This window comes from Kitasatospora sp. NPDC001660, from assembly GCF_053596725.1.
This window is the reverse complement of sequence record NZ_JBSFGU010000011.1, coordinates 58,943-85,228: the sequence shown is the minus strand read 5'-3', so window position 1 is coordinate 85,228 and position 26,286 is coordinate 58,943. Positions and strand designations below refer to the sequence as shown.

The window sequence follows — 26,286 nt, the reverse complement described above, 5'->3', positions numbered from 1 at the left end:
GCGTGCGTTCCGCGCACGCCCCGCGAACGATCCGCGCGCGCTCACCCGCCCGCGGGCCGTGCGCTCCCGGGGACCCCACCACCGGGCACCCGCTCCCGCCGGACGCCCCCACATTTCGAGGATGCGAGCCATGCACCGGGCACTGATCGTCGTCGACGTGCAGAACGACTTCTGCGAGGGCGGCAGCCTGGCCGTCGCCGGCGGCGCCGAGGTGGCCGCCGCCATCACCGACCTGATCGCCGAGTCCTCCCCCGGCTACCGGCACATCCTCGCCACCCGCGACCACCACATCGACCCGGGCGACCACTTCTCCACCGAGCCCGACTACGTCACCAGCTGGCCCGTGCACTGCGTGGCCGGCACCGAGGGCGTGGGCTTCCACCCCAACTTCGCACCCGCCGTCATCTCCGGAGCGGTCGAGGCGGTCTTCGACAAGGGCGCCCACTCGGCGGCGTACAGCGGCTTCGAGGGGCTGGACGAGAACCGGCGCGGGCCGGTCGAGTGGCTGCGCGAGCGGCAGGTCGACGAGGTCGACGTGGTCGGCATCGCCACCGACCACTGCGTCCGGGCCACCGCGCTGGACGCGGCCCGGGCCGGGTTCACCACCCGCGTCCTGCTGGACCTCACCGCCGGGGTGGCGCCGGAGACCACCGCCGCCGCACTGGCGGAGCTCCGGGCGGCCGGGGTCGAGCTGGTCGGCACTCCGGTCGTGCGCGGCTGAGCCACCGCGCGGACGGGGGGTTCGAAGGCGGGCCCTAGCCCATCAGCAGGTCCACGACGTCCGTCCCGCCCTCCCGGAAGGCCTCGCGCAGCTCGCCGCCGACGGCCTCCGGGTCGGCGGCCAGGCGCGCCCCGCTGACGTAGACCACCCGGATCCCCAGGTACTCCATCCGGTGCTGGCCGCCGCGCACCCACGCGGCCTCGCCCTCGCTGACGCAGCGCAGGTCCGAGTCCACCTCCACCGCGACGCCGCGCTGCGGCCAGTAGAGGTCCGGGACGGCGATGTAGGTGCCGCCGCGCATCCGCAGCTCCGGGCCGGCCAGCGGGACGGGCAGCAGCCACTCGTCCACCAGCTCGCCGAGCCGGTCCAGCACCGACTCCCGTTCGGCGGCCAGCAGTTCGTCCAGCGCGGCCCGCACCCGCGGCTCGGCGGTCAGCCCGGACTCGACCAGCTCGGCCGCCAACTCCCCCACCGTGCACCGGCCCTCGGGACGCGAGACGGCCTCGCGCAGCACCGCGCGGACCGGTGCCGGGGCCGTCCCGTCCGCCGTCCACTCGCCGAGCGCGTCGGCCACCGCCCGGGCCACCGGCGCACAGGCCAGGCCGTGCACCGAGCGGGCCACCAACTCCCGTTCGGTGCGCAGGATCCGCACCTCACCGACGTCCTTCAGGCGACGCTGGCGGGGCACCAGGACGCCCACCCCGGTGACGGCCGGCAGCCGCGGCACGGCGGCGAACCCGTACAGCGCGAGCGCGGCCGCGCCGGTGATCACCGCGCCCTCGCCGCGGCCTCCGCGACCCTCCTCGCGGCCGTTCTGCGCCGCGTACAGCAGGGCGGCCCACATCCGCTGCTCCGGCGTGAGCTCCCCGGCCTGCAGCAGGTACACCCGGGGCAGGACGCGCTGCCAGGGGCCGCCCCGGCGGCAGTGCTCGGTGATGACGCGGGCCGGCACGCCCCGGGCGCGCAGCTGGCTCGCGGTGACGACGTTCTGCTGACGCTTCGCCAGCTCCTCCAGGGACGGTGGCGGCGAGGGAATCCGGTAGTTCATGCCGACACCATCCCCAACCGCCCGGACCCGCGAGCCGCTGCCTGACGCACTGTTACGCAACCGTCGCGAAACCGGGACCAGCCCGCACTAAAGTCCCCATACCCTCACCCATTCGGAGTAATGGATGCCAATACGCTTGTCTTATCTGATCGAAAACGATCGACAACCAGGCCGTCTGACCGAGAGTGACCAAGGGCATACGCCGAGACACCCTCCAGGCGTCACTCCCGCCCGCGGGATTGCCTAGGCTTACGTCATGTCACGTGACGAGACCGCAGGCCTCCGCGCGGCCCAACTCCGCCTCGGCCGCCTGCCCGGATACGTCCGCCGCCCGGACCCGGCCCGCCGCAGCGGCGAACAGGGCCATACGTACAAGAAGGGGTGGGAGGTCCGCTTCACCGCCCGCAGCGAAGCCGAGATAGCGGAGATCCGCGACCTCGTGGTCGCCGCCGGCTTCGCCCCCGCCAGACCCTTCTTCAAGGGCCACCAGCTGATCCAGCCCGTCTACGGCATGGCCGCCGTCCAGGCCTACCTGGCGGCGAGACAGGCGGCCGAGGAGCACGCCGCACGCACCGCCCTCGGCCGCCGCCGGCGCGTCACGAACGCGCTTTCCGCCCGCTCCTGCGAGGAGACCGCGGGCACCGCGGCCGCCACTGCCGCCGGAGCCGCGGCGTCGGCCGCCGCACAACTCGCCCGCCGGCGGGCCATCGAGACCTTCCCCGCCCAGACCGAACGCGGCACCGCCGCGGACGACCGGATCTCCCCCGCGGAGGCCCGCCCGCATCACTGACGGTCCGTCAACCCTCCCACGCCCCGGGCACTACGCCCCCGGGGCGTGGTCGCCGCGACCACCCGGGCGCGAAGTCGCGTACGCCCCGGTCGTACGTGCGGTTGTGCGCGCGCGACTTCGCGCCGTAGGCGTGGACGCGGGCCGCCGCAAGGCCTACGGTGGCACATCAACCGCCGTGCAGCCCACGCCGACCCCGCCGACACCACGCCTCTGACCAGCCTCGACACGCTCACCCCCACGCCCCAGCGGCACTGCGCACCACCCTTCCGCCGATCCCCCCGCCGCCGCCGCGCCGACCACCCCCCGCGCCGAGTCGCACCGGCCGGCACGGGAACCGGCCGCGCGGCGGCGGGATCCGGGCATTCCATCCGATTGGTCACCCAGCGCACCGAGGGCCTACCGTAGAGTGAGCACACATGATCGACCGCCCGACACCCATCTCCCTTGCCGAGAAGTCGAGATGACCAACCGTCACAGGATCCCCGCCGAGCCGCCCCCGAGGCCCGGCGAACCGGCCGGCGCACCGGCCGACGCCCTGGCCGACGTGCCGGCGGACGTACCGGCGGACGTACCCGTGGAGTTCGCCGCGTTCTGCGAACTCCACCGTCCGCGGTACCTCAGCTACGCCCGGGTCTGGCTGCCCGACCGCGCCGAGGCGGCCGCCGCCGTCCAGCAGGCGTTCGCCGAAATCGCGGTCCACTGGCGCGAGTTGCTCGGCACCGCCAACCCGACCGCGCACGCCTGGCAGATCCTGCGCGGCACCGTCGCCGACCACACCCGCCGGCCCGTGCCCACCGCCCCGCAGCGCCACCCCGCCGACGACGACCTGGCGATCCTCCACTACGTCGTCGGCCTCGCCGCGCCCGAGATCGCCGACGTCATCGGCACCGACACCGCCAGCGTCGCCGGCCGGCTGCGCCGCACCATGCTGCGCGAGGCCTCCGGCTGGTGAGGCACTACGCGTGCCGCGTGCCGGTCACGTCGAACAGGTGGTGCACCGGGTCGTGGACCAGATAGCGGGAGAGCGATTCCACCGTGAACCGCGCACCGTCGCTCCGACTCCCGGTCCGCCGCCACTGCTCCTCCCCCGCCACCCGCTCGAACGCCGCCGCCAGCGTTTCGGCGGCCGCCGCCAACTCCTCCGCCACCACCGTGGGCCGCTGCTCCCCGTAGCGCTCGGCGACGGCCGTCGCATCCTGGTCCCAGTTGGGGAACAGCGGGTCGTCCTGCGCCAGCATCAGCCCCAGCCGCACGTGGAACATCCGGAACACGTCGCGCACGTGGCACGCGTACTCCAGCGCCGACCACACCCCGGGCTCCGGCCGCCGACGCACCCCGTCCTCGTCCTCCCCCAGCACCGCCACCCAACTCGCCGCGTTCGCCCGGACCATCCCCGGGACGTCCTCCCGGACGACGGACGGCGTCTCCAGCCCACAATCCGGGCAGGCGCGCTCCAGCACCCAGGTCCAGTCCTTGACGTCCGGCACGACGGCGGCGGTGTTCTCCGAGTCACTCATGCGCCCAGCATGGAGCCTGCCCCACGGCCCCCACCAGCACCATTGCCGCCACCCGTCGCCGAATTGCTGCCACCCCCAGCGCCGCAGCCGCCACCGCACCCATCCACAGCACCAACACCCCGGACCACGGCCCCGATCACTCCGCCCGGTGCACCAACGGGTTGTCCCTCGGGCCGTCGTCGACGGCGGGATTTACCTCCACGGCCTTGGCCGTGAGCGGTGGTGCCGTCGGCCCGCTGATGGAACTCGGCGAGGAGGAGCCTCACTTGGACGGCGAAGGCGTGGAGCTGCTCGACCTCGACCCGGTAGCCGCGCCCCACGCCGCCGCTGGAGATCCTGCCCGTGCCCGTGCCCGCGGCCATGGCGACACCTCACCGGCACGTCCTGCTCAACTCGCCCATGCCCAACACGCACATCGGAACGAGCCTGATGTGATGTCAGATTCCTGACGCCTGCGCCGCAACCAGCGCCCCGCGGCAGAGGTGGTCGGCATGCCGGGTGGTCTCCGGGAGACGGTAGCGACGGGCGAGGTGGAGGGTGGTGGCGACGGCGGTGTCGAGGCCGATGCGGTGGCCGACGGACACGAAGACGGGCTTGACGCCGGGCTGGGTGCGGACGGCCCGGCCGACCTCCTCGCCGGTCGCGGGGTCGGTGAGGGGGCTGGTGGATCCGCGCGGGGTGTCGGGCTGGTGGTGGTCGAAGGTGAACGGGGTCTTGGCGACGCCGAGGGTGCGCAGGCCGGTGAGGACGCCGAGGTGACTGGCGAGGCCGAGGCGGCGGGGGTGGGCGAGTCCGTAGCCGTCGCAGACGACGAGGTCGGGGGTGCGGGCGAGGCCGGCGAGGGCGTCGAGGACGGCGGGGATCTCGCGGAAGGCGAGGAGCCCGGGGATGTACGGGAAGGGGATCCGCCCGGCGGCGGTGGCCTCCTCGACGACGTCGAGGGTGTCGGCGTCGAGCAGGACGGCGGCCGCGACGACGAGGTCGCGGTCGTCGTCGTACGCGACGTCGACCCCGGCCACGAGCCGTACGGCGGGCCGGCCCGGGTCGTCGTGGGCCTGGACGAGCGGCCGGAGGCGCTCCTGTTCGGCGCGGGCCTCGGCCTCGGTGGTGGGCCAGTCGGCGGGGATGGACACGGGCGGTTCCCCCTGAGAGGTGAAGGGTCGGTCCCGGTCACCGTACCGAGCGGCCCGGACGACCCGAGGTGAGCCCGTGCGCCCCCCGTGCCCCGGCCCCGGGGGCTTAGCCTTGACTTATCGAACTCCCGTGCCGGGTAGGACTCCTGGCACCGGCACCACCAGCACCACCGGCACCACTCCCGCGAGTCTCCCCCGACCGCCCGTTTCCCCCGACGTGCGAAGGACCCCGCCATGCCGCGTCCGACCGCTGCCCAGCTGCTCCTCGGTACGTTCACCGTCGTCGCCGCCACCGTGGCGCTGCTGGCCGTCTCGGGCGCCGTGGGCGTACCGGAGGTCGCGGCACTGGTGGGATTCGCCCTGGCGCTCGGCACGTTGGTGGCGCTGCTGCCGCTGCCGTCCTCGCCCAGGCCGAGGCGGGCGGCCCGGGTGCCGGCGCCGACCGGACACGAGTACGCCCGGCAGCGCTGATCCGCCGCCGGGCGTCCCGCTCGGACGTCACCGCTCCACCGGTCAGGCCGTGGAGACCACCACGGTCTTCGCGGCCTTGTCGTGGATGCACTGACAGTAGGGCTTGTCGAAGACGCCGAAGAGCCCGTCGACGAGCCACCAGAAGGCGGCGCAGCAGATCACGGCGGGGAGGATGTAGACGGCGGCGCGGGTCCAGGCGGCGGGCCGGGTGGGCGAGTTGCCGTCGACGAGCATCGCGACGCGGATCTTCATCGCCTTCTTGCCGAGGGTCTGGCCGTCCCGGCCGAGCATGAGGCCCTCGTAGACGAGGTAGAGCGCGCAGGCGAGCCAGAACGCGTCGGCCTCGCCGGAGCGGTTGCCGAGGCCGGCGAAGGGCAGGACGACGAGCAGCGCGACGACCTGGACGAGCAGGTAGTCGATGATCCGCGCGAGGATCCGGTTGGGCCAGCTGCCGAGGGGCGGCATCCCGGGCACGGGCCCGGTGCCGGGAGCACCGTCGCCGCTGGGGCCGTAGCCGGGCGGGTTCCCGCCGTAAGGGTCCTGCCCGTACGGCTGCCGGCCGTACGGGGCCTGGCCGTGGCCCGGTGCGCCGCCGTACGTGCCGCCGTACGCGCCGGGGCGGTCCTGGGGGGTGTCGGCGGGCGGCGGGTTCCCGTACGGGTCCGACGGCTTGCCTTCCGGCGTGCCGCCGCCCGGCTGCGGGGACTGCTTGTCGGAGGAGGGCTGGCCGCCCCCCTCCGGCTGGGGGCCCGAGGGGTCGTGGGTACTCATGCCCCGAGTAGAACATCACACATTCACGGGGTTTGGGACATTCAGTCTGTTTTGCCCGCCAGGGGCGGGAAGCCCGGCCGGGCACCGCCGCTCAGTCCCGGACGACCCGGGTGCGCGCCGCCCGGTCGTGCCAGCCACGCCGGGCCGGGCGGTCGAGCAGCGGCCAGAGCAGGCCGATCGGGAGGAGGAGGGAGAGTTGCCTGACGATCCATCGCAGCAGTGAACGGCCGAGGCCCAGCCGGGTGCGGGCGGCGGCGCTCGGGGAGGCGGCCGTGTCGGCCACCCGGATCCCGGCGAGCCGCTTGCCGAAGGTCTGGCCGGTGCGGGCGGTCGGCAGGACCTCGTAGAGCAGGCTGACGAAGAGCAGGACGCCGAGCAGGACGGCGATCTTGCCGACCACGACGTCGTCCACCAGCCACACCCGCACCTCGCGGCGGGTGAGGGCGCTGGCCATCCGGGCCTGGTCGAGCTTCCGCTGGATGTGGTCGGTCACCGAGCCGACGAGCGGGATCCCGGCCGCTGCGGCGACGACCGCGAGGACTGCGGTGTCCACGGCCCGTGCGGCGAGCCGCCGCCCGAGGCCGGCGGGCGCCGCGGGGGCGGGGCGGCGGCGCACGGCGGCCGGACGCTGCGGCCGGACGGCGGGGGACGCGGCGGGGGCGGCCTCCACCGGCTCGTCGGGTTCATCCGGAACGGGAGCGGGCGCGGCGGAACCCGACTCGGCGAGCGCAGTGCGCTCCGGCGCCCGCACCGCCACCGAGGCCGCCGCGGAAGCCGTCTCGGCCGGAACGACCGCGACCGCCGGGCCGGCGGACGCCCCCACCGCCGCCGGATCGGCACCGACCGCCACCGTCTCAGCAATCTGAGTGCGCCCCTCGTCCGCGCGCCCCTCGTCCACCGCGGGCGCCTCCGAAAGCGCCCCCCACGAGACCCAGCGCGGCGGCCCGCCCGTCTCCATCAGCCCCCGCTGCGCCTGCGGATCGGCCTGCCACCCGGACGCGTCCAACGCGTCCGCAGACCCAGCCGGCTCCGATCCCCCGGCCGCAGGCTCCTCCACCGCCCCCCGGAACACCGGCCCGCCGATCGCCTCCATCTGCGGCCCGACGACGAACGACGCCCCGCCCTCCGTCTGGTCCAGGTACACCGGCCCGGTGTCCCCGGAACCGCGGGCGCCGTCCACGGACTCCGGCTCCGGCTCCCCGGCCGGCACCGGCGCGGGCGGCGGCACGGCCCGCGCCCCCGGCCGCACGCCGGCGCCCACTGCGGGCCGCCGGGCCGCGAAGCGCGGCGGCTCCAGCACCTGGCCCTCCGCCGGGGCGGGCCGGCTGGTGCCGGGCACCCAGGCGGAGCCGCCCCAGTACCGGACGAAGCCGGGGATCGAAGGATCGGGGTAGTAACCCGGCTCGGGTCCGACGGCCGTGTCCGCACCGCCGGCGAAGGGCTGGTCCGTCATGCGGGGCCTTCTTTCCTGTCAGGTCCCGGCGCCGCCGCGGCACGCCCGCCCGGCGGGCCCGCGGGCGGCCCGGGGCGCGGCGGGCGGTTCCGCGGTCGGTGCGTGCGGGGCATCGCCGGAAGGGCGGACAGTCGCCGGGCAGTCACAAAGGGTAGTGCCTCGGCGGACCGGCGACGGTAAGTTGGCGAATCCCCGGACACCGGGGACCCGCCCGGGGTATGGGATCCGGCCGCGCCGCCCCCTGGCGCACGGAACCGTTCGCGCGCCCATGCGTCCCCGTTCACCACCCCGGGCCGAGCTTCCCGAAGAAATTCCGGAAACACGGGTAAGAGCCGGTACGGACCGCTCTCTCAAAGGTCACAGGGCCCGAAACCGGGCACGAACCGAAGGCGGAGAGGAAGACGATCATGGAGCGCCCCGTCAGCGTGGTCGAGCACGAGCTGGAGCTCAGCCTGGTGCTCTCCCCCGAGCACAGCGTCCCCGTGCCGGCCCGGCTGTCGTACGGCAGCCACGACCCGTACGCGGTCCACATCACCTTCCACCTGGACACCGGCTCGCCGGTGACCTGGGTGTTCGCCCGCGAGCTGCTGGTCGAGGGCACCTTCCGCCCGTGCGGCCAGGGCGACGTGCGGATCTGGCCGGCCCTCCGCCGGCCTTCGGCCGCAGGTGCCCCCACGGGCCGGCGCAGCGTGCTGTGCCTGGCGCTGAGCTCCCCGGCCGGGGACGCGCTGCTGGAGGCGCCGCTGCCGGCCGTCGCGGCCTGGCTGGAGCGGGCGCACCGGCTCGTCCCGCCGGGCAGCGAGACGGCCGCGCTGGACGTGGACGGCTCGCTCGCCGATCTGCTCGCGTGAGGGAGCCGGACCGGACGGCGACCGGCCGACGCGCGCCGACCAGGCCCGGAAGCAGGCCGGTCGAAGCCGCGCCGACCAGGCCGGACGGGGAGCGGCTCAGCGGGCCGCGGGGGCCTGCTGACGCTCGCGCGCGGCGCCGGGACCACCGCCGTCGCGCTGCCCGGGCAGCCGGACGACCGGCGCGCCGCCGGCCTGCCGCCGGGCCCTTATCCGGATGGCGGCGGCGAGCAGGAAGCAGAGCCCGACCCACGGGTAGACGGAGGTGGGCAGCTGGCGCAGCGGTCCCATGGTGAGGACGGCCGGCCCCTGCGGCTTGGCGGCCCACATCGCGAAGGAGAAGAACGCGAGCAGCGTGGCCCCGAACGCGGCCCGCCAGCGGACCCTGCGGACGGCCGCCGGGCGGGCGTGCTCGACGGAGGCCTCGGTGGCGAGCAGGACGAGCACCGGCACGCACCACACCCAGTGGTGGGTCCAGCTGATCGGCGAGATCAGCACGGCCGTGACGGCGGCGCAGCAGACGCCCCAGGCCTCGGCCCGCGGCAGCCAGCGGGAGCTGCGGGCGGCCCAGGCGGCGACGAAGAGCCCGGCGACGGCGGCCGCGCCGGCCCCGAGGGTGGCGAGGGTGCCGGGGTCGGCGGTGTGCAGCAGGCGGGCGAAGGCGCCGCGCAGCGACTGGTTGTCGACGATCTCGGTCTTGCCGACCCGGGAGGAGTCGTAGAGGTACTCGGTCCAGAAGCCCCAGGTGGCGTCGGGCAGCGCGACCGCGCCGATCAGGAAGGTGCCGAGGAAGGTGAGGCCGGCCACGAAGGCGGCCCGGACCCGGCCGGTGATCAGCAGGTAGACGGCGAACAGGCCGGGGGTGAGCTTGATGCCGGCGGCGATGCCGATCGCCAGGCCCTTGCTGCGGCGTGCGTCCGAACGGGTGAGGTCCCAGAGGATCAGGCAGGCGAGCGCGAGGTTGATCTGGCCGTAGCGGAGCGTGGTGAACACGGGTTCGAGCCAGACCCCGCAGCCGGTCACCAGGATCACGCCGAGTGGCCGCAGCTCCCGGCGCGGCCAGCCGACCAGCTTGAACGACAGGTGGGTGAGCAGCGCGAGCAGCCCGAGGTTGCCGAGAGTGATCGCCACTCGCAGGAACGGCACCGGGAACCAGGTCGTGGGGACGAACAGCATGGCCGCGAACGGGGGGTAGGTCGCGGGCAGGTTCCACTCGGTGACGCGCAGCGCGTACAGGTCCGTGCCGTTCGCGACGGCCGCGCCCTCGGCCCGGTAGACGATCATGTCCACCATCGAGGTGTGCACGAAGTGCCGGACCACGGCGTACACGACCAGGGACAACAACGCCACGGCCGAGACGGCCAGCAGCGGCCGCCGTGGGGCCTCGCACAGGGACCGGACGGGTGCGCCGAACGCGTGCTTCAGCCGTTCCGACAGGGGAGCGGGCGAGGGGTCGGGTGCGGTCCGCACCGGGCTGCGCTCGTCTTGCACCGCTGTCACTGTTCACTCCGTCCACGGCTCGGCCAACCAGCGACGATACCGGATGCCCGCCGACAGGGCCCGGGCACGATCGGTCACACAGCGTGATGGACGGCCCCGGCCGGGCGTGCTCCGTCGCGGATCGGAGCACGCCCGGCCGGGGCGCGCGAAGGGAACTGGTCCGAGGGTCTCGGCCGGAGCGAGGGCCTCGGCCGGAGTGAGGGTCTCAGCCGGTGTAGGCGCCGAGGGCTCGGGTGAAGTCCAGCGGCTGCTGGACGATGCTGCTGCAGCTGGCGTCGGCGTACGCCTTCGCGCCGCCCCCGCAGGCCTTGTCGCGGGTGCCGGACCACATGGCCAGCCAGGCCAGGTGCCTGCCCGCGGCGAAGTCGGCGAGCTGCTTGGCGTCGGCGACGGTGAACACCTCGCTGGCGACGTCGTTGACGCCGATCATCGGGGTGACCGCGACCTTGCGCCAGGCGGCCGCGTCGTCCAGCCCGAGCACGCTCTTCACCTGGGCCTGGGTGGCGGTGGCCGCGGCGATCGCGTACGTGCCCATCCGGCCCTGCGGGTTCGGGGCGACGCCGTCGCCGAAGTCCATCGCCATGATGTTGACGGCGCCGATCGCGACGCCGTTGGCCTTGGCGTCGGCGACCAGGTTGACGCCGTCCTGGGTCAGGCCGGAGGGCAGCGCGGGCAGGGTGAAGGAGACGTCCAGGGGCCGGCCCTTGGCGGCGGCGGTCCGCTGGAGCTGGGCGACGGCCTGGGCGCGACGGCTGTTGGCCGCGGTGTCGGCGATCGCGCCGCCCTCGACGTCGAAGTCGAGCCGGGTGAGGCCGTAGGCGTCGACGGCCTTCTGGTAGGCGGCGGCGAGGTCGGCGGCGGAGGAGCACGCGAGGGCGAGCTCGGTGCCGTTGGCGCCGCCGAACGACGCCCGGACGTCGCCGCCGATCCCCCGCAGCGCGCCGATCTGGGCGGCCACGGCATCGGCGGAGAGGTCGCTCACGCCGCCCCACTTGGGGGTGCAGCCCCCGCCGGACACCACGAACGCGAGGTTGAAGTTCTTCACGCCGGTGGCCTTGGCGGTGGCGACCAGGTCGTAGGGCGGGTAGAGCGAGGTGTCGACGTACGGGGCGAAGCCGGCCCCGGCGGCGGCCGGGGGTACGGGCACACCGGTCGCCGTGGGGGTGGCTGTCGGGGTGACGGTCGGGGTCGGGGCCGGGGTGGTCGGCTTCGCCGTCGCGGTCGGGCTGGGCTTGGCGGTGGCGGTGGGGGTCGCCGTCGCGGTCGGGCCGGGCTTGACGGTGGCCGTCGCGGTCGCGGTCGGACGGCCCGAGGGGGTGGGCACGCTGCCGTCGCCGCCCTTGCAGGACGTGTTGTTGATCAGGCAGTTGACCGGCTCGGCCTGGGCGGCGCCCGCGCCCTGCGCGACGAAGCCGACCACGACGCTCTTGCCCGGCTCCAGGCGCTTGTCCCACGACTCCGGCCGCACGGTGACGTGCTGCCCGTCGGCGGTGAAGGTCGCGTTCCAGAGCGAGTCGATCCTCGCCCCGGCCGGAAGGTCGAAGCTGAGCGTCCAGTCGTCGATCGCCCCGGCGTCCGGATTGGTCACCAGGTACTGCCCGGTGTAGCCGGAGTCCCACGTGCTGGTCCGGCTGTAGACGGCGCCGAGCGAGGCGGCGCTCGCCGAGGAGGCGAGGACGACGACACCGCCCGCGACCAGTGCGGCGGCGACCGCCGAGGCCCCGATGACGGCGCCCTTGCGGCTGCGCCTGCGGCGTCCGGAACTGCGGTTGGGCTGGGTCGTCATGGGCGTGCTACCTCCGCGGGTGCCTACGGGGAGACCGGCGGTCGGACGCGGTGCGTGAGGACGCGGGTGCGTCGAGGACGTCCGAGCGGCCGGCCCGGCTCGGTCGGGTGACCGGCGCGACCGACGCTAGCGGCGCCGAGGGGCGGAACGGGCCGCCTGAGCGAGCAGTAGAACTCCCTTAGGGGACGCTTAAGGAAGACACCCGGAGCGTCAGTCGGCGTACACGCTCAGGAAGTACGCGGCGGCGTCCGGCTCCAGCGCGGTGCCGAGCCGGCCGGTGAGCGCGGCGAGCCGCCCGGCGTCCAGCGGGAAGCACGCCGTCATGTCCGGGTGTTCGCCGACCACCAGGACCGCGTCCGCCTCGGTGAAGCCGGGCAGTGGGTACTCGGCGGGCAGGACTACACCGCCCTGCCCGAACGCCTCGACGCACCAACCCATGGCGTGAACTCCTTTGGAAGAAACACTACTTCTGGAACAGCGCCCCTCGGCTGCGCCGCCGTCCGGCACGCGGGGCGGCGGTGTCGGGGCGGGACCGCAGGCGCAGCCGGAGCTCGGCGCCGCCGAGCACCGCGGAGCGGCCGAGCGCGAGGTCGCCGCCGGTGGACTCGGTGAGCTTGCGGACGATGTCCAGGCCGAGCCCGGTCGAGCCCTCGCCGCCGTGGCCCTCGCCGCGTTTGAGGGCGGCGGCCGGGTCGCTGAAGCCCGGCCCGGCGTCGCCGACCAGCACGATCACCGAGCAGTCGGTCGCGAGGACGTCCACCGAGAACGCGGTGCCGACGGCGGTGTGCCGGAACACGTTGCCGAGCAGCGCGTCCACCGCCGCGGCCAGGTCGCCGCGCTGCACCGGTACCGGCAGGGCCCGGTCGGCCCCGGCGAGCTGCCAGCGGCGCCCCTCGTCCTCGGCCAGCGCGGACCAGAAGCCGACACGCTCGCGGATCACCTCGGCGACGTCGCAGCCGACGGCGACGGCGGGCGCGTCCCCGGGCGCGCGGCGGGCGGAGCGGATGATCTGGTCGACCTCGCGCTCCAGCTGGGCGACGGCGTGCCGGGTGGCGTCGGCGGCGTCGCCCTCGCCGAGCGAGGCGGCGTTGAGCCGCAGCACGGTGAGCGGCGTGCGCAGCCGGTGCGACAGGTCGGCGGCCAGCTCCCGTTCGGCGGCGAGGAGTTGGACCACCCGGTCGGCCATGGTGTTGAACGCGTGGGCGGCCTCGCGCAGTTCCTCGGGGCTGCCGACGGCCGCCCGGCCGTCGGCCGGCACCCGGACGGCGAGGTCGCCGGCGCCGAGCGAGCGGGCTGCGGCGGCGAGGCGGCGGGCCGAGGCGACGATCCGGGCGCCCATCCGGTCGGCGACCAGCACCGAGATCGCGACCAGGGCCAGCGCGACCGCGGAGAGCACCAGCCAGGCGGTGGGGACGCCCCGGGTGAGGTCGCCGTCGGCCACGAACACCTCGACGACGGCCGTCCGGCCGGTGTCCACCGCGACCGGCTGGAGGAGCGCGTACCCGCCGGGCACCTCGACGGTGAAGGCGCGGCCCTGCCCGCTCGCGGTGGAGACGTCGGCGGCGGCCGCGCGGGCCTCGCCGATGGTCGGCCCGCCGGGGCCGCCGTCCCCGGGCGCGACCGCGGGCGGCACCTTGGCGGGCAGGTGGACCGCCATCCGGTTCTGGGCGCCCGCGTCGGTGCTGGCCAGGGCGCGGTCGATGGCGTCCTGGTCGGTGGTGATGGCGAGGGCCGGGCCGAGCGCCGCGGCCTGCCGTTCGGCCGCGGTGAAGGCGCGCTCCCGGGCGGTCTGCTGGACCATCAGGCCGAGCGGGATGAGGAAGGCCAGCGCGACCATGGTGGTCCCGGCGATGGCGGCCTTGATCAGGGCCCAGCGCAGCGAGTGCCCGAACCGCCTCATGTCCGGTGCTCCGCCGGGCCCCCGGCGGCTTCCAGCCGCACCCCGACACCGCGGACGGTGTGCAGGTAGCGGGGGTTGGAGGCGGTCTCGCCGAGCTTGCGGCGCAGCCAGGAGAGGTGGACGTCGATGGTCTGGTCGCCGCCGTAGGTCTGCTGCCAGACCTCGGCGAGGATCTCCTTGCGCGGCACCACCACGCCGGGTCGGGCGGCGAGGAAGGCCAGCAGGTCGAACTCACGGCGGGTCAGGTCGAGTGGCCGCCCGTCCAGGACGGCCTCGCGGCGCCGGATGTCGATCGCCAGTCCGCCGACCCTCAGCACCTGGGCGACGTTGGCGGCGCCGCCACCGATCCGGCGCAGCACGGCGGCCATCCGGGCGCTCAGGTGTTCCCCGGAGAAAGGTTTCACCAGATAGTCGTCGGCGCCGTCGTTGAGCAGCCGGACGATCTCGGCCTCGTCGTCCCGGGCGGTGGAGATGATCACCGGCACGTCGGTCAGCCCTCTGATCATCTTGAGCGCCTCCCTGCCGTCCAGATCCGGCAGCCCCAGGTCGAGGATCACCAGGTCGCAGCCGACCTGGGCGACCTCCCGCAGCGCCTCCAGGGCCGTGCCCACACTGCGGACGGCGTGACCGGTGCCGGTCAGGTGCCGGATGAGCGCGGAACGTACGAAGGGGTCGTCCTCGACCACGAGCACTGTTGCCATGGGCCTGCACGGTACGCCATCGACGGACAGTGGTCTGTACCTCGGGGGTCGGTCCGGGGTCGGTCCGGGGCGCGTCCGGACGCCGCCCTGACGGGGCGCAACTCCCCTTCCCGTGAACGGGGGTGCCCGTCCGCCCGGGCACGGAGTACGGCAGGATGTCCGCACGATGCGGAACGGACTGGTACAACTCGGCGCCTGGGCGGCGGCCACCGGGGCTGCGGTGGCGCTGTCCTGGTTCGGCGTGCACGCCGTCCTGACCGGCGACGCGTTCGAGCAGCCCAAGGCGCTGCCGCTGCCCTCCCCGGCCACCGGTGGCGGCCCGCGCCCGCCGACCGCGAGTCCGGCCGAGGAGCGGTCCGCGCCCCAGGCCGAAGTGCCCGGTCCGCCCGTCTCGCCGTCCGCCACCACCCCGCTCGCGCCGGTCCCCACGACCGCCCCGCCGTCCTCGCACCGCCCGGCGCCCGCGACCACCACGGCGACGTCCTCGGTGAAGAGCTACCCGGTGCCCGGCGGCCGGGTCGCCCTGGACATCCGCCCGGACCGGGCCTCCCTGGTCTCGGCCACCCCGGACCCGGGCTGGCAGATGCAGGTGTGGAACGGCGACCAGTGGATGCGGGTCGACTTCACCAAGGACAACCAGGCCAACTCGGTGTTCGTCTACTGGAACGGCCACCCGCCGACCGTCGAGACCGCGATCCGCTGACGCCGCGCCGGTCGGCCCTTCCCCGCCGCCCCGGCCGCCCCCGAGGCCCCCCGAGAGCCGGAGGGGCCCGGCGGCGGTGTCGGTCATGACGTCCTCCCAGTGGACGCACGGGACCGCGACGGATGCCCCGCCCGACGGGTGGGGCCCGGCGCACGGGGTCGTGGCTGGAGGGTCGCGCCGGGCCGACCGACGCGCAACTGTTCCGTTTCATCCTGGTCAAGCTGTGTGCCGGGGCGGGAGAATCGGCGGCACCGCTGTACAGAATGCCCACCGGAGGACGGAGCCGCGATGCCCACCGCCCAGTCCCCGAGCTCCCCCGGCTCGTCCAACTCCCCTACCCCACAAGGCCCTTCCGCCACTTCGGCCGGCAGCCCGACCGGCGGCACGAACGACGCGATCGACGCCCTGGACGGGCGGCTGATCCGGCTGCTCGCCGAGGAGCCCCGGATCGGCGTGCTGGAGTGCTCGCGCCGTCTCCAGGTGGCCCGCGGCACCGTGCAGGCCCGGCTGGACCGGCTCCAGGCCAAGGGCGTGATCGGCGGCTTCGGCCCCGAGGTGGACCCGGCCGCGCTGGGCTACCCGGTGACGGCCTTCGCCACCCTGGAGATTTCCCAGGGCCAGGGCGCGGACGTCCGGGCCCACCTGGCGAGCGTGCCCGAGGTGCTGGAGCTGCACACGATCACCGGGGCCGGGGACATGATGGTGCGGATCGTGGCCCGCTCCAACGCCGACCTCCAGCGGGTGATCGACCGGGTGGTGGGCTTCGACGGGATCGTCCGCTCGTCGACGGCGATCGCGCTGGAGAACCCGGTGCCGTACCGCATCCTGCCGCTGGTGGACCAGGCCGCCGCCGAATAGGCGGGCGCGGCCGGGCGCCGCACCGGATCGGGCATGCGCCGGGGGCTCGCGCGACAGCAAGATCGCCCCGTGAGCAGGATTTCGCCGCGGTCGCCTTCGGCTTCCTAGCCCCCGGACCGCCCCCGGAAGAACCGGTCAGCAGGAGGGGACGCTGCCGCCGCTCTTGAGCGCCTCCAGCGCCGAGACCGCCTCGGCGAGCGTGCTGACCGGCACCAGCCGCAGCTGTGCGGGCTTGTTCACGCCGGCGTCCGCGCACTCGTCCCTGGGCACCAGGAACACCGTCGCGCCGTCCCGGGCGGCCGCCTGCGTCTTCAGCGGAACGCCGCCCACCGCGCCGACGTCGCCCTGGTCGTCGATGGTGCCGGTGCCCGCGATCTTCAGCCCGCCGGTGAGGTCGCCGCCCTTGCCGTCGCCGGCCAGCTTGTCGACGATGCCCAGCGCCAGCATCTGGCCGGCGCTCGGGCCGCCCACGTCGCCGAGGTCGACCTTCACCTTCACCTGGTCCGGCGACAGGTGGAGGTAGCCGAGCGCGGCCGTGGTCGCGCTGTCCTGCGACTGGGCCATCTGCTGCGCCGTCACCTGCTCGGCCTTGGCCGGGTTGCTCTGCGGGTACACCGACTCGGTCGGGCGCACCGCCTCGTCCGGGTCGAACCAGGCCTGCAGGGAGCGCCAGAAGGTGGTCCGGTCCCCCGGGTTGGTGGCCGAGATGGTGACCATCCGCAGCTCGCCCTCGGTGGTGCGCAGCGGCGCCCCGGTGATGGTGAGGACGGGCTTGCCCTGGTAGCTGCCGAGGGTGTCCGCGGTCAGGCCCGGCCAGGTCAGCGTGTACGGCAGCGGGACGAACGCGGCCACCCCGAACAGTGCGGCGACCAGCACCCCGCAGAGCGTGAGCGCACGGGTCCGCGGGGCGGTCAGGGCCTTGGTCAGCTTGGAGTCGGACACAGGAGGAATCCAAACACACCCCGCGTCCCGCCCGGGCACTACCGCAGGGCGTCCGCCACCTCGGTCGCGGCCTCCACCACCCGGGGTCCGACCCGCTCGGGCACCAGCCCGTTCAGCATCACCACGCCGACGCTGCCCTCGACGCCGCTCAGCCCGAGCAGCGCGGCGGCCGCGCCGCAGGCCCCGGACTGCTCCTCCGCGCGGGTGATGACGAAGCCCTGTTCGGGCCGCCGCTGGCTGGGGAAGGTGCGCGCCTCCAGGATCGCCCGGCCCGCGGCGCTCTCGGTGAGCGGGTGGCGCAGCCCGGTGCGGTAGGCGACGTGGAAGTCCGTCCAGCTCGGCTCCACGACGGCGACGGCGAGCGCCTCGTTGCCGTCCACCAGGGTGAGGTGGGCGGTGGCGCCGAGGTCCTCGGCCAGGCTGCGCAGGGCGGGCAGGGCGGCCTCGCGCAGCAGCGGGTGCACCCGGTGGGCGAGGCGCAGCACACCGAGGCCGACCCGGGCCCGGCCGCCGATGTCGCGGCGGACGAGGCCGTGCTGTTCGAGGGTGGCCAGCAGCCGGTAGACGACGGTCCGGTTGACGGCCAGCCGGGCGGCCAGTTCGGTGACGGTGAGGCCGTGCTCGGAGTCGGCGAGGAGCTTGAGCACCCGGACGCCACGGTCCAGGGTCTGGGAGGTCTCGGCTGTCACGACGGGCATTCCTTTCCGCGGCAGCTCGCGGACCGGTCGGGGGCCGGTCCGGGGTGGGTGTCGCGCGCAGGTGGGGGTGGCCGCGCTCGGGTCGCGAGGTGCGAATCCATGAAGCCCGTGCGTGCCCTGCGGCGCCCGTCTCTCGGGGGTGACCCGGCGGAAGAGCGTGTGGGAAAGGTAGTGAAGGAAATGTCGCGACGGAAGTGGTTGTCCAAAATTCGGGCATGATCGATTGCGCCGCCGAGAACGAATCGGGACAAAGGTCCGCATATCAACCGCCCCACCCGGCCGCTGGTTCGAGCACAGTCCGAAGTCCGGACACTCCGGGTCACGAGGGGCCGGCCCGGACGAGCCGTACGGCCGGGAGCGCGGGGCGCTCACCAGAGGTTGCGGAGCACCGTCCAGGCCACCGCGGTGCCGAGCACCGCCGCCGTGCCGCGCCGTCCGAGCGGCGGTCGCCAGCTGCGGCCGGCCAGTCCCTCGCGCAGCCAGGTCGCGTACATCAGGGCGACCAGCGGGAGGGAGATCAGCAGCATCGCGTTGTCGTGGAAGGCCGCCGCGAGGTCGCCGTGCATCAGGTCGTAGGCCATCCGGGTGCCGCCGCAGCCGGGGCACTGCAGCCCGGTGATCCTGCGCCAGGGGCAGAACGGCAGCGCCTGCCCGGGCAGGTGGGGGTTGCGCGACCACAGGTAGGCCGAGCCGGCCAGGCCGCCGAGGAGCACCGCCAGCGGCGGGCCCGCGGCGCGCAGGCGCGCGGGCACGGCGAAGCCGCCCCGGCCGGAGCCGGGGCGGCGCGCCGTGCGTGGCGTGCTCAAGGTCAGCCGCGCAGCAGGCGGCCCTGGGCGTCCGTGCGGTCGTTGCTGACCAGGAACATGATGCCGTCGATCAGGGCCCAGAAGCCGAAACCGCCGCAGGTCAGGAGCTGGGCGATGCCCATGCCGATGTGGCCGGTGTAGAAGCGGCCGATGCCGAACCCGCCGAGGAAGAGCTGCAGGATGCCCGCGACGATCTTCGACTTGTCCGAGTACTCCGGCATGCCGGGGTACGGCTGGCCGGGGTACGGCTGACCCGGGTACGGCTGGCCGGGCTGAGGGGGGTACGACACGTTCGCTGAGCTCCTTCAGTGACAATCCCGAGGGCGATGACGCCCACCCCCGGACGGGGCACGCGGAACACTAGCGGATGATCACACCGCTGTCCCCCACATTCCGGCAGGTATACCGGAATGTCATATCGCATTACCACACCTCGGATTGCCCCACCCGCCAGCCGCGGAATCCCCTGACGTACCGCTACTTCGCCCATTCCCGGATTCGGGCGATCCGCGCCTTCAGCTGATTCGCCGTCGCCTGCGCGGTGAGCGGGCCGCCGCACTCGCGGCGCAACTCGTTGTGGATCGTGCCGTGCGGCTGGCTGGTGCGATGGTGCCAGGCGGCCACCAGCGCGTTCAACTCCTTGCGCAGCTCGCGCAGTTCCTGGTGGGTGACGACCGGCCGCTGCTCGGCCGGCAGCTCCAGCAGATCCGCCTCCTCGGAGGGCTTGGCCTTGCTGCGCTGGATCTGCCGGTGCTGGCGCTTCTGCAGCAGCATCTGCACCTGGTCCGGCTCCAGCAGGCCGGGGATGCCGAGGTAGTCCTCCTCCTCCTCGCTCCCCGGGTGGGCCTGCATGCCGAACTCCATGGCGTTGTACAACACCCGGTCGAAGACCGCGTCGGAGCCGATCGCCTCGTAGGAGAACTCCTCGCCGCCCGCGCCGTCCGGGCCGTCGTTGGCCCGCTCGGCCTCGGCGAGCAGCCGGTCCTCCTCGTCGAACAGGCCCTCGCCCTCCTTCTTCGGACGGTCCAGCACGTGGTCCCGCTGGAGCTCCATCTCGTTGGCGAAGCCCAGCAGCATCGGGATGGTCGGCAGGAACACGGAGGCCGTCTCGCCGCGCTTGCGGGCGCGCACGAAGCGGCCGACGGCCTGGGCGAAGAACAGCGGGGTGGAGATCGAGGTCGCGTACACCCCGACGCACAGCCGGGGCACGTCGACGCCCTCGGACACCATGCGGACCGCGACCATCCAGCGGGAGGTCCCCTCCGAGTACTCGGAGATGCGCTTGGACGCCTCGGTCTCGTCCGAGAGCACCAGGGCGACCTTCTCCCCGCTGATCTCGCGCAGCATCTTGGCGTACGCGCGGGCCACGGTCTGGTCGGTGGCGATGACGAGCCCGCCGGCGTCCGGGATGGCCTTGCGGACCTCGGTCAGCCGCCGGTCGGCGGCCTGCAGCACGCTCGGGATCCACTCGCCCTGCGGGGCCAGCGCGGTGCGCCAGGCCTGGGCGATCAGGTCCTTGGTCATCGGCTCGCCGAGCCGGGCCTCCAGCTCGTCGCCGGACTTGGTGCGCCAGCGCATGTTGCCGCTGTAGCTCAGGAAGATCACCGGCCGCACGACGTGGTCGGCGAGCGCGTGCCCGTAACCGTAAGTGTAGTCGGCGACGGACTTGCGGATGCCGTCACCGCCCGCCTCGTACTGCACGAACGGGATCGGGTTGGTGTCCGAGCGGAACGGCGTCCCGGTCAGCGCCAGCCGGCGGGTGGCCGGCTCGAAGGCCTCGAAACAGGCCTCGCCCCAGGACTTCGAGTCACCGGCGTGGTGGATCTCGTCCATGATCACGAGGGTCTTGCGGGCCTCGGTCCGGTTGCGGTGCAGCATCGGGTTGACCCCGACGCCCGCGTAGGTGACCACGATGCCGTGGTACTCCCGGGACAGCGGACCGGACGAGTACGCCGGATCCAGCTTGATCCCTATGCGCGCGGCGGCCTCGGCCCACTGCTTCTTCAGGTGCTCGGTCGGTGCGACGACGGTCACCTGCTGCACCAGGTGGTTGTGCAGCAGGTACGAGGCCAGGGTGAGCGCGAAGGTGGTCTTCCCGGCGCCCGGGGTGGCGACCGCGAGGAAGTCGCGCGGCTGCGTCTCGATGTACTTGTCCAGCGCACCCTGCTGCCAGGCCCGGAGCTTGCCCGCGGTGCCCCAGGGGGCACGGCCGGGGAAGGCCGGCGAGAGGTGGTGCGAGGAGGCGGGTGCGGCGTGGCCGGCGGTCCGGACGGGCGCGTGCGACTCGGGCACGTCGGAGAAGAGCGGCATCGAGGAGGCGGCGGTACTCACGGGCTCCGAAGGGGATCATTGCAGGTCAGGAGCGGTTTTGCGGCCCCGTCCCGCAGTCGGGCGGCGATCGGACAACCCGCCCAGCCTACCGGCCCCGGCGCCGTTCGAGCGCTTCACCCCGGTCCCGCCCGGGGCCGCGGCGGCCGGAAATCGACGTGATGCGCGTCACACGGAAAGCCCGTCGAAAGCGCGTAAGCGGAGGCCGTCCCGCCGCTCTCACCGGTGTAACGCCGCCCCACCAGAACCCCGAAAGGACCCCGCCGTGCACACCACCGTCGAAGAGACCGTCCAGGCCCGCCTGTTCCTCTCCCTCCACCGCTCCGTCCGGCTGCGGGTCACCCTCACCTACCGCCCGCAGGACCCGCTCGCCGTCCGCATGGGCTTCCCCGCCGAGTTCTCCCTCGACGAGCCCGCCGACGGCCCCGGCGGAGGCGGGGAGGCCGCCGACGACATCGTCTGGGTGTTCGCCCGCCGGCTCCTCTCGACGGGCCTGGAGCTGCCCGCCGGGCACGGCGACGTCCACGTCCGGCCCGCCGCCGGCCGCCGCACCACGGTCGAGCTGCGGGCCCCCGAGGGCACCGCGCTGCTCCGGTTCGACACCACCGACCTGCGCCGCTTCCTGTGGCGCAGCCGCCTGCTCGTCCCCGAGGGCGAGGAGCACCTGCACCTGGACGCCGACCGCGCGCTCGCCGAGCTGCTCGGTTGACCGGCGGGCCGGCGTCCGCGAGCGCCCCCGCGCCCGCGGCCACCGACCGACCGAACCGCTCCCCGTCAGCCCGACAGCCGGCGCATCAGCCGGACGCCCTGCGCCGCCGTCAGGTGCGGCAGGTAGGCCTTGCCGATCGCCCTGGTGATGCTGGGCAGCGCGGCCGGGTCGGGGTACGCCATGAACATCGGCCGGTACTCCGGCTGGAACTTGGCCTTGAACGCGAGCAGCGAGCGGAACCCGTACACCGGCTCCAGCGCCCGGCCCATCCAGTCCAGCATCCGCTGCAGCCCGGTGGGCTCGTCCTGCCCCGAGCGGGCCAGCGGCGCGCCGGACAGCGACAGGAAGCGCGCGCCCTCCTCCTTGAAGCCGAGCGCGGCCGAGGCGATCAGGAACTCGCTCACGCCGCGGAAGCCGTCCGAGCGCCGGCGCATGAAGTCCAGCGTCCAGCCGACCGGCACGCCGTCCTCGTACACCGGCATCCAGCTGGTCAGCCCGTGCACGATGCCGTGCTCGTCCACCGCCACCAGCACCCGGACGTCCGGGTCGTCCAGCTCCTCCAGGCCGCCGAGCGTGAAGCCCATCTCGGGCAGGCCCTTCTCGGAGACCCACTCCTCCGAGATCGAGCGGATCTGGTCCTTCAGCGCGAGCGGCGCCTCGTGGTGGGCCCACCACTCGGCGGTGATGCCCTGCTTGCCGGCCTTGTTGAGGGCCGTCCGGATGTCCTGCCACTTGCGGCCGGTGAAGGCCAGTTCGGGCAGCGCGACCACGGTGTCCTCGGCGACCTGCACCGAGCGCCAGCCGAGCTCCTCGGCGGCGGCCCGGGTGTCCCGGGAGACGCTGTAGAAGCACGGGGTCCAGCCGCGCGCGTCGCAGTAGCGGGCGAAGCCGGCCACCGCCCGGGCGCGGGCCGCCGGCTCGCCGAACGGGTCGCCGGTGGTCAGCGCCACCGTGTTGAGCACCCGGTAGGCGACGGCCGCCCGGCCCTCCTCGTCGAACCAGTAGTGGTTGCCGTCCCACGTGGTGATGAAGGACAGCGTCCCGCCGCCGTGCTCGGTGAGCAGCGCCCGGGCCCGCTGCGCGGCCGCGGCGTCCGTGTGCACCACCGGCCGGCGGAAGGCCGGCAGCAGCGCGGTCAGCGCGACCGCCCAGAACGCCAGCCCGCAGTACGTCTCCAGGAACCGCGCCACCGGGCCGACCGCGATCGGGTAGTCCGGCAGCAGGTCGTTGTAGGCGGGCGGCAGGAACTGCGCGGGCAGCCCGTTCACCAGCCCGCGGAACGTCGCCCCCGGCTCGAACTGGCCGGCGGCGAGCACCCCGAGGCCCGCGTACGCGGCGGAGGCCGCCAGCGCGGCACCGCCCAGGACCGCCGCCAGCCGGCGGACCGCCCTGCCCGGCAGCCGCAGCCGGAACCGCTGCCGGGTGGCGAGCAGCAGGCACGTGGTCAGCAGCGGCAGCAGCAGCGCCTCGACGAAGTACTGGATCACGTCCCCGTTGTCCGGCCCGGAGTCGGTGTACAGCCACACCAGCAGCGCCACCCACAGCAGTTCGGTGACGACGGTGATCCGCCAGGCGAACCGCAGCCCGCGGCGCAGCCCCTCGGCGAGCACCAGCAGCAGCGCCGGGAACAGCGCCGCCATCAGCCGGCCCGGGGTGTCGAAGATCCGCTCGACGGCGTGCGCGCGGGCACAGTCGTGCACCGACACCGCGCAGAAGTCGGCGACCTCCTCGGGGCTGAGCCGGTGCGAGAAGTACAGCTCGGAGAAGGTGTTGAACGGCCCGGCCGCGTTGTCGTACAGCGAGGCGATCAGCGGACCGAAGGCGGCGGCGACCAGGCACAGCGCGACCAGCACCCGGGTCTCGGTGTGCGACGAACGGTGCGTGCGCAGGTGCAGCCGCCCGCGGGTGAGCAGCGCGCCCGCGCCGAGCGCGAGCAGCGCGGCGGCGCACCGCTGGACGCTCTGCAGGTGGCCGACGTACAGCGTCATGACCAGCGGGACGAGCAGCACGAGCAGGTGCAGCCGGCGGCGCCACAGCACGGTGAGCCGGTAGCCGAGCACCGCGGCCAGGGCGAACAGGCCGGGTCCCGGGCCGATCGCGACCTGGTCGGCCACCGAGTCGGTCCACTGCTCGCCGGCCCCGGAGCCGACCGCGACCAGCGCGGTACCGAGCAGGGTGCCCGCGATCTGCCCGACGACCAGCACCCCGAGGGTGCGCCACCGTCCGAGCCGCCGCTCGGCGGCCGGGCCGACGAGGAGCAGCAGCAGGCTGGTGAACACGTACGCGCCGATCCCGGCGCACCAGAACAGCGAGGTGAACGGGGTCCACCAGCGGCCCTCGGTGAGCGTCTGCACGCCGACCCCGGCCCGCTGGAGCAGCCGTGCGGACGGCCCGCCGGACAGGCTGCCGGTGGCCGCGCCGACGCCCCAGAGGACCACGAGCGCGGCCAGCGTCAGCGGGGCGGACCGCAGCCGCGCGCCGACCAGCCGGGCCGTCCGCCGCACGCGCTGCGGCCGGGGCTCCGGGGTCCGGGTGACGGGCGTGGGGGTGACCGGCTCCTGGTCCACGACCACCTCCCGCAGGGCGACGGCGGGTGCGGCCGCCTCGGTGCGGCTCACCTGAGCAGTCCGGTCTGCCGGGCGAGCCACGGCAGCTCGTCCGCGATGCCGATCCGCCAGGCCCCCCAGCCGTGCCCGCCCGGCAACAGGTCGAACTTCGCCTTCATGCCGGCCGTCTGGACGGCCTGGTAGACCTTCTCCATCCCCGGCCGGAAGTCGTAGTCGCCCTTGCCGACCACGATCGCCACCGCGGTGTCGGGGAACTTCCGGCGGGCCATCTGGGTGAGCGGGTCGACCGCCTCGAACTTCGCCGCGTCACCGTCGAAGGCCTTCTTGACGGTCTCTTCCCGGGTGCCCAGGGTGGGCTCCTCCTGGCCGGACATGTCCAGGACGGTGCCGTAGACGTCGGGCGCGTTGATGCCGAGCTGCAGGGCGCAGGTGCCGCCCATCGAGGCGCCGCCGACAGCCCAGGACCCGCGCCCCTTCGCGGTCTGCAGGTGCCTCTCGATCCAGTCGGGGACGTCGGCGGCCAGGTAGGTCTGCGCCTTCGCGATCTTCGAGTCCATGCAGAGCGTGTTCCCCCAGGTCGAGCCCAGCTGGTCGGGCATCACGACGATCGGAGCGAGGCCCCCGTGCTGCGCCGCGAACGCGTCCAGCGACTCGTTCACCTGGGCGTTGAGCACCCAGTCCGACGGGGTCCCGGGCTGCCCGGTGATCAGGACGAGCACCGGCAGCAGCGGCCGCGGGTTGGCCTGGTAGGCGGGCGGCAGGTAGACGTAGGCGTTGCGGGCCGGGAAGCCGGACTTCGTCCCGGGTATCCGCACCTGCGAGACGGTGCCCCTGGCGGGCAGGTCGGCCGGTTGCGCCCAGACCTCCGAGAGCACCTTGTCCGGTGGCGCGCTCGCGGTCTGCGAGGTCTTCGGGGCGATCTTCGCCCCCGTGTCCGTGAGGAACGGAGCGAGCATGACCCGGCCGTTCGGGTACTGGCCGAAGCCGATGTTGATCTGTGAGGCCGCCATCAGCAGCACCAGCGAGCCCAGGCCGAGCGCGAGCCCGCGGCGCCGCCAGGACAGCCGGCGCAGCCGGTAGCCGACGAGGCAGAAGCCCAGCAGGGCGACGGCTATCCACCATGTGACGTACCGCGGCGTGCCCTCCGGGAACGGGTGCCACCAGCCGTCGACGACGACGCTCAGCAGCAGGCTGAGCGCCGCCGCGGTGAGCAGCGCGGCCGGCAGCCGCAGGCTCCACCACGAGCGGTTGCGGGCGACGGCGAGCGCGAACAGCGCGCCCCAGCCCGCGGCCAGCACGGCGTACGGGATCGGGCCGTGCGTGAGCGGCCAGTCGATCGGGTTCCAGCGGGAGGCGAGGGAGATCGGGGTCATGCGGCTTTCCCCGGCCGGGTGGTGTCGGCCAGGAACCCGTAGGCGACGACGTTGCCCTCGTAGCCGCGTTCCTCGCTGTACGCGCCGCCGCAGGTGATCACCCGCAGCTGCGCGTCAGCGGCCTGACGGTAGACCCGGTCGTCCGGGAAGTCCTTTCGGTCGTGCACTTCGATGGCGTACAGCTGGTAGACGGCGGTGGCGCCGTCCGCGCGGACGAACTCGATCCGGTCGCCGCGGTGGAGTGCTCCCAGGTGGTAGAAGACGGCCGGACCGCTCTTGTTGTCCACGTGGCCCGCGATGATGGCGGTCCCCCGCTGGCCCGGAGCCGCCCCGCCGCGGTACCAGCCGGCGAGGTTGCGGTCCGCCGCGGGCGGCGCCTGGAGATGGCCGTCGGATTCGAGGCCGAGGCCGGTGACCGGGGCGTCGAGCTTGACGGCGGGGATGCGGATCCGGGTCGGCACGGACGGGCCGAGCGGCGGGACGACCGACACCGGGGCGAAGCCGGTCAGGGCCTGCCCGGCCCCGGGCGCGGGGGGCGGCTCGCCGGGACCGCCGTCGTGCAGCAGCCAGGCACCGAGGACCACCGCGGCTCCGGCCGCGAGGGTGCCCGGCCACGGGCTCCTGTGCTGTTGGGCGCCCACGGGCGCTCCCCTCTGCTGACGA

The 26,286-nt window shown here is 74.4% G+C and carries 26 protein-coding genes; 8 read left to right on the top strand and 18 right to left on the bottom strand.

Going from position 1 to position 26,286, the window contains the following annotated elements; translation table 11 throughout:
• Window positions 1-130: 130 nt before the first annotated feature.
• A complete protein-coding gene (locus ACWCXH_RS14855; RefSeq protein WP_449801823.1) occupies window positions 131-721 on the top strand; it encodes an isochorismatase family protein in 591 nt (196 codons plus the stop codon).
• 34 nt (window positions 722-755) lie between these two features.
• Here ACWCXH_RS14855 and ACWCXH_RS14850 read toward each other — a convergent pair whose 3' ends face one another.
• Window positions 756-1,769, bottom strand: a complete 1,014-nt coding sequence (locus tag ACWCXH_RS14850; RefSeq protein WP_449801822.1) for a hypothetical protein — start codon at window positions 1,767-1,769, stop codon at window positions 756-758.
• A 256-nt stretch (window positions 1,770-2,025) separates the two neighbouring features.
• On the opposite strand from ACWCXH_RS14850, the gene ACWCXH_RS14845 reads away from it, so the two are divergent.
• Together ACWCXH_RS14845 and ACWCXH_RS14840 are read left to right on the top strand one after the other, a co-directional pair.
• Window positions 2,026-2,559, top strand: coding sequence for a hypothetical protein (locus ACWCXH_RS14845; RefSeq protein WP_449801821.1), 534 nt, complete (start codon window positions 2,026-2,028; stop codon window positions 2,557-2,559).
• 460 nt (window positions 2,560-3,019) lie between these two features.
• Complete coding sequence (locus ACWCXH_RS14840) at window positions 3,020-3,511, top strand: hypothetical protein (RefSeq protein WP_449801820.1); 492 nt, start codon at window positions 3,020-3,022, stop codon at window positions 3,509-3,511.
• A 4-nt stretch (window positions 3,512-3,515) separates the two neighbouring features.
• Here the strand turns inward: ACWCXH_RS14840 and ACWCXH_RS14835 are convergent, their stop codons facing one another.
• Entirely contained in the window at window positions 3,516-4,076 is a 561-nt protein-coding gene (locus ACWCXH_RS14835; protein WP_449801819.1) for a DinB family protein, read from the bottom strand.
• 437 nt (window positions 4,077-4,513) lie between these two features.
• Window positions 4,514-5,209, bottom strand: a complete 696-nt coding sequence (locus ACWCXH_RS14830; protein ID WP_449801818.1) for an endonuclease V — start codon at window positions 5,207-5,209, stop codon at window positions 4,514-4,516.
• Between the two features lie 234 nt (window positions 5,210-5,443).
• Between ACWCXH_RS14830 and ACWCXH_RS14825 the strand changes: the two genes are divergently transcribed.
• Window positions 5,444-5,680, top strand: coding sequence for a hypothetical protein (locus ACWCXH_RS14825; protein ID WP_449801817.1), 237 nt, complete (start codon window positions 5,444-5,446; stop codon window positions 5,678-5,680).
• A 42-nt stretch (window positions 5,681-5,722) separates the two neighbouring features.
• On the opposite strand, the gene ACWCXH_RS14820 is transcribed toward ACWCXH_RS14825, so the two are convergent.
• Together ACWCXH_RS14820 and ACWCXH_RS14815 are read right to left on the bottom strand one after the other, a co-directional pair.
• Window positions 5,723-6,451: an RDD family protein gene (locus tag ACWCXH_RS14820; RefSeq protein ID WP_449801816.1), complete on the bottom strand. Its 729-nt coding sequence runs from the start codon at window positions 6,449-6,451 to the stop codon at window positions 5,723-5,725.
• Window positions 6,452-6,542: 91 nt separating this feature from the next.
• Window positions 6,543-7,904, bottom strand: a complete 1,362-nt coding sequence (locus ACWCXH_RS14815; RefSeq protein ID WP_449801815.1) for an RDD family protein — start codon at window positions 7,902-7,904, stop codon at window positions 6,543-6,545.
• A 407-nt stretch (window positions 7,905-8,311) separates the two neighbouring features.
• Between ACWCXH_RS14815 and ACWCXH_RS14810 the strand changes: the two genes are divergently transcribed.
• The gene (locus ACWCXH_RS14810) at window positions 8,312-8,755 is read left to right on the top strand and encodes an SsgA family sporulation/cell division regulator (RefSeq protein WP_449801814.1); all 444 of its coding nucleotides are present in this window, start codon (window positions 8,312-8,314) and stop codon (window positions 8,753-8,755) included.
• 96 nt (window positions 8,756-8,851) lie between these two features.
• Here ACWCXH_RS14810 and ACWCXH_RS14805 read toward each other — a convergent pair whose 3' ends face one another.
• The 5 genes from ACWCXH_RS14805 to ACWCXH_RS14785 all read right to left on the bottom strand — a co-directional run bounded on the left by ACWCXH_RS14805 (window position 8,852) and on the right by ACWCXH_RS14785 (window position 14,639).
• Window positions 8,852-10,252 carry a glycosyltransferase 87 family protein gene (locus ACWCXH_RS14805; RefSeq protein ID WP_449801813.1) on the bottom strand — a complete coding sequence of 467 codons (1,401 nt, stop codon included), beginning with the start codon at window positions 10,250-10,252 and terminating at the stop codon, window positions 8,852-8,854.
• Window positions 10,253-10,457: 205 nt separating this feature from the next.
• Window positions 10,458-12,038 (bottom strand): glycoside hydrolase family 18 protein, encoded by a 1,581-nt coding sequence (locus tag ACWCXH_RS14800; protein ID WP_449801812.1) that lies wholly within the window; start codon window positions 12,036-12,038, stop codon window positions 10,458-10,460.
• A 210-nt stretch (window positions 12,039-12,248) separates the two neighbouring features.
• Complete coding sequence (locus ACWCXH_RS14795) at window positions 12,249-12,476, bottom strand: hypothetical protein (protein WP_449801811.1); 228 nt, start codon at window positions 12,474-12,476, stop codon at window positions 12,249-12,251.
• 25 nt (window positions 12,477-12,501) lie between these two features.
• Complete coding sequence (locus tag ACWCXH_RS14790; RefSeq protein WP_449801919.1) at window positions 12,502-13,917, bottom strand: sensor histidine kinase; 1,416 nt, start codon at window positions 13,915-13,917, stop codon at window positions 12,502-12,504.
• A gap of 17 nt (window positions 13,918-13,934) precedes the next feature.
• Window positions 13,935-14,639 (bottom strand): response regulator transcription factor, encoded by a 705-nt coding sequence (locus tag ACWCXH_RS14785; protein WP_449801810.1) that lies wholly within the window; start codon window positions 14,637-14,639, stop codon window positions 13,935-13,937.
• 166 nt (window positions 14,640-14,805) lie between these two features.
• Here ACWCXH_RS14785 and ACWCXH_RS14780 point away from each other — a divergent pair, with 166 nt between their 5' ends.
• Both ACWCXH_RS14780 and ACWCXH_RS14775 read left to right on the top strand, forming a co-directional pair.
• Window positions 14,806-15,342 (top strand): hypothetical protein, encoded by a 537-nt coding sequence (locus ACWCXH_RS14780; protein ID WP_449801809.1) that lies wholly within the window; start codon window positions 14,806-14,808, stop codon window positions 15,340-15,342.
• Between the two features lie 288 nt (window positions 15,343-15,630).
• On the top strand, window positions 15,631-16,200 hold the full coding sequence (locus ACWCXH_RS14775) for an Lrp/AsnC family transcriptional regulator (RefSeq protein WP_449801808.1): 570 nt from the start codon (window positions 15,631-15,633) through the stop codon (window positions 16,198-16,200).
• A 135-nt stretch (window positions 16,201-16,335) separates the two neighbouring features.
• Here ACWCXH_RS14775 and ACWCXH_RS14770 read toward each other — a convergent pair whose 3' ends face one another.
• The 5 genes from ACWCXH_RS14770 to ACWCXH_RS14750 all read right to left on the bottom strand — a co-directional run bounded on the left by ACWCXH_RS14770 (window position 16,336) and on the right by ACWCXH_RS14750 (window position 20,956).
• Window positions 16,336-17,142 carry a S16 family serine protease gene (locus tag ACWCXH_RS14770; RefSeq protein ID WP_449801807.1) on the bottom strand — a complete coding sequence of 269 codons (807 nt, stop codon included), beginning with the start codon at window positions 17,140-17,142 and terminating at the stop codon, window positions 16,336-16,338.
• A 38-nt stretch (window positions 17,143-17,180) separates the two neighbouring features.
• Window positions 17,181-17,831 (bottom strand): IclR family transcriptional regulator, encoded by a 651-nt coding sequence (locus tag ACWCXH_RS14765; protein WP_449801806.1) that lies wholly within the window; start codon window positions 17,829-17,831, stop codon window positions 17,181-17,183.
• 377 nt (window positions 17,832-18,208) lie between these two features.
• A complete protein-coding gene (locus ACWCXH_RS14760; RefSeq protein WP_449801805.1) occupies window positions 18,209-18,646 on the bottom strand; it encodes a DUF2752 domain-containing protein in 438 nt (145 codons plus the stop codon).
• Window positions 18,647-18,648: 2 nt separating this feature from the next.
• On the bottom strand, window positions 18,649-18,936 hold the full coding sequence (locus ACWCXH_RS14755; RefSeq protein ID WP_449801804.1) for a TM2 domain-containing protein: 288 nt from the start codon (window positions 18,934-18,936) through the stop codon (window positions 18,649-18,651).
• Window positions 18,937-19,123: 187 nt separating this feature from the next.
• Window positions 19,124-20,956 (bottom strand): DEAD/DEAH box helicase, encoded by a 1,833-nt coding sequence (locus tag ACWCXH_RS14750; RefSeq protein WP_449801918.1) that lies wholly within the window; start codon window positions 20,954-20,956, stop codon window positions 19,124-19,126.
• Between the two features lie 283 nt (window positions 20,957-21,239).
• Between ACWCXH_RS14750 and ACWCXH_RS14745 the strand changes: the two genes are divergently transcribed.
• A complete protein-coding gene (locus tag ACWCXH_RS14745; protein ID WP_449801803.1) occupies window positions 21,240-21,683 on the top strand; it encodes an SsgA family sporulation/cell division regulator in 444 nt (147 codons plus the stop codon).
• 65 nt (window positions 21,684-21,748) lie between these two features.
• On the opposite strand, the gene ACWCXH_RS14740 is transcribed toward ACWCXH_RS14745, so the two are convergent.
• From ACWCXH_RS14740 to ACWCXH_RS14730, 3 genes are read right to left on the bottom strand one after another with little or no spacing between them, the layout of a single operon-like run.
• Window positions 21,749-24,301, bottom strand: coding sequence for a rhomboid family intramembrane serine protease (locus ACWCXH_RS14740; RefSeq protein ID WP_449801802.1), 2,553 nt, complete (start codon window positions 24,299-24,301; stop codon window positions 21,749-21,751).
• Window positions 24,298-25,623 carry an alpha/beta hydrolase gene (locus ACWCXH_RS14735; protein ID WP_449801801.1) on the bottom strand — a complete coding sequence of 442 codons (1,326 nt, stop codon included), beginning with the start codon at window positions 25,621-25,623 and terminating at the stop codon, window positions 24,298-24,300. The genes ACWCXH_RS14740 and ACWCXH_RS14735 overlap by 4 nt, the downstream gene beginning before the upstream one ends.
• The gene (locus ACWCXH_RS14730) at window positions 25,620-26,264 is read right to left on the bottom strand and encodes a class F sortase (RefSeq protein WP_449801800.1); all 645 of its coding nucleotides are present in this window, start codon (window positions 26,262-26,264) and stop codon (window positions 25,620-25,622) included. Before ACWCXH_RS14730 ends, ACWCXH_RS14735 begins: the two co-directional genes overlap by 4 nt.
• Between the last annotated feature and the right edge of the window lie 22 nt (window positions 26,265-26,286).

Bases quoted from the DNA above. Each gene is read 5' to 3' on its own strand.
- ACWCXH_RS14795 (WP_449801811.1), bottom strand. From the start codon at position 12,476: ATGGGTTGGTGCGTCGAGGCGTTCGGGCAGGGCGGTGTAGTCCTGCCC.
- ACWCXH_RS14840 (WP_449801820.1), top strand. From the start codon at position 3,020: ATGACCAACCGTCACAGGATCCCCGCCGAGCCGCCCCCGAGGCCCGGC.
- ACWCXH_RS14820 (WP_449801816.1), bottom strand. From the start codon at position 6,451: ATGAGTACCCACGACCCCTCGGGCCCCCAGCCGGAGGGGGGCGGCCAG.
- ACWCXH_RS14845 (WP_449801821.1), top strand. From the start codon at position 2,026: ATGTCACGTGACGAGACCGCAGGCCTCCGCGCGGCCCAACTCCGCCTC.
- ACWCXH_RS14825 (WP_449801817.1), top strand. From the start codon at position 5,444: ATGCCGCGTCCGACCGCTGCCCAGCTGCTCCTCGGTACGTTCACCGTC.
- ACWCXH_RS14855 (WP_449801823.1), top strand. From the start codon at position 131: ATGCACCGGGCACTGATCGTCGTCGACGTGCAGAACGACTTCTGCGAG.
- ACWCXH_RS14810 (WP_449801814.1), top strand. From the start codon at position 8,312: ATGGAGCGCCCCGTCAGCGTGGTCGAGCACGAGCTGGAGCTCAGCCTG.
- ACWCXH_RS14775 (WP_449801808.1), top strand. From the start codon at position 15,631: ATGCCCACCGCCCAGTCCCCGAGCTCCCCCGGCTCGTCCAACTCCCCT.
- ACWCXH_RS14850 (WP_449801822.1), bottom strand. From the start codon at position 1,769: ATGAACTACCGGATTCCCTCGCCGCCACCGTCCCTGGAGGAGCTGGCG.
- ACWCXH_RS14785 (WP_449801810.1), bottom strand. From the start codon at position 14,639: ATGGCAACAGTGCTCGTGGTCGAGGACGACCCCTTCGTACGTTCCGCG.
- ACWCXH_RS14815 (WP_449801815.1), bottom strand. From the start codon at position 7,904: ATGACGGACCAGCCCTTCGCCGGCGGTGCGGACACGGCCGTCGGACCC.
- ACWCXH_RS14750 (WP_449801918.1), bottom strand. From the start codon at position 20,956: ATGCCGCTCTTCTCCGACGTGCCCGAGTCGCACGCGCCCGTCCGGACC.
- ACWCXH_RS14735 (WP_449801801.1), bottom strand. From the start codon at position 25,623: ATGACCCCGATCTCCCTCGCCTCCCGCTGGAACCCGATCGACTGGCCG.
- ACWCXH_RS14800 (WP_449801812.1), bottom strand. From the start codon at position 12,038: ATGACGACCCAGCCCAACCGCAGTTCCGGACGCCGCAGGCGCAGCCGC.
- ACWCXH_RS14835 (WP_449801819.1), bottom strand. From the start codon at position 4,076: ATGAGTGACTCGGAGAACACCGCCGCCGTCGTGCCGGACGTCAAGGAC.
- ACWCXH_RS14780 (WP_449801809.1), top strand. From the start codon at position 14,806: ATGCGGAACGGACTGGTACAACTCGGCGCCTGGGCGGCGGCCACCGGG.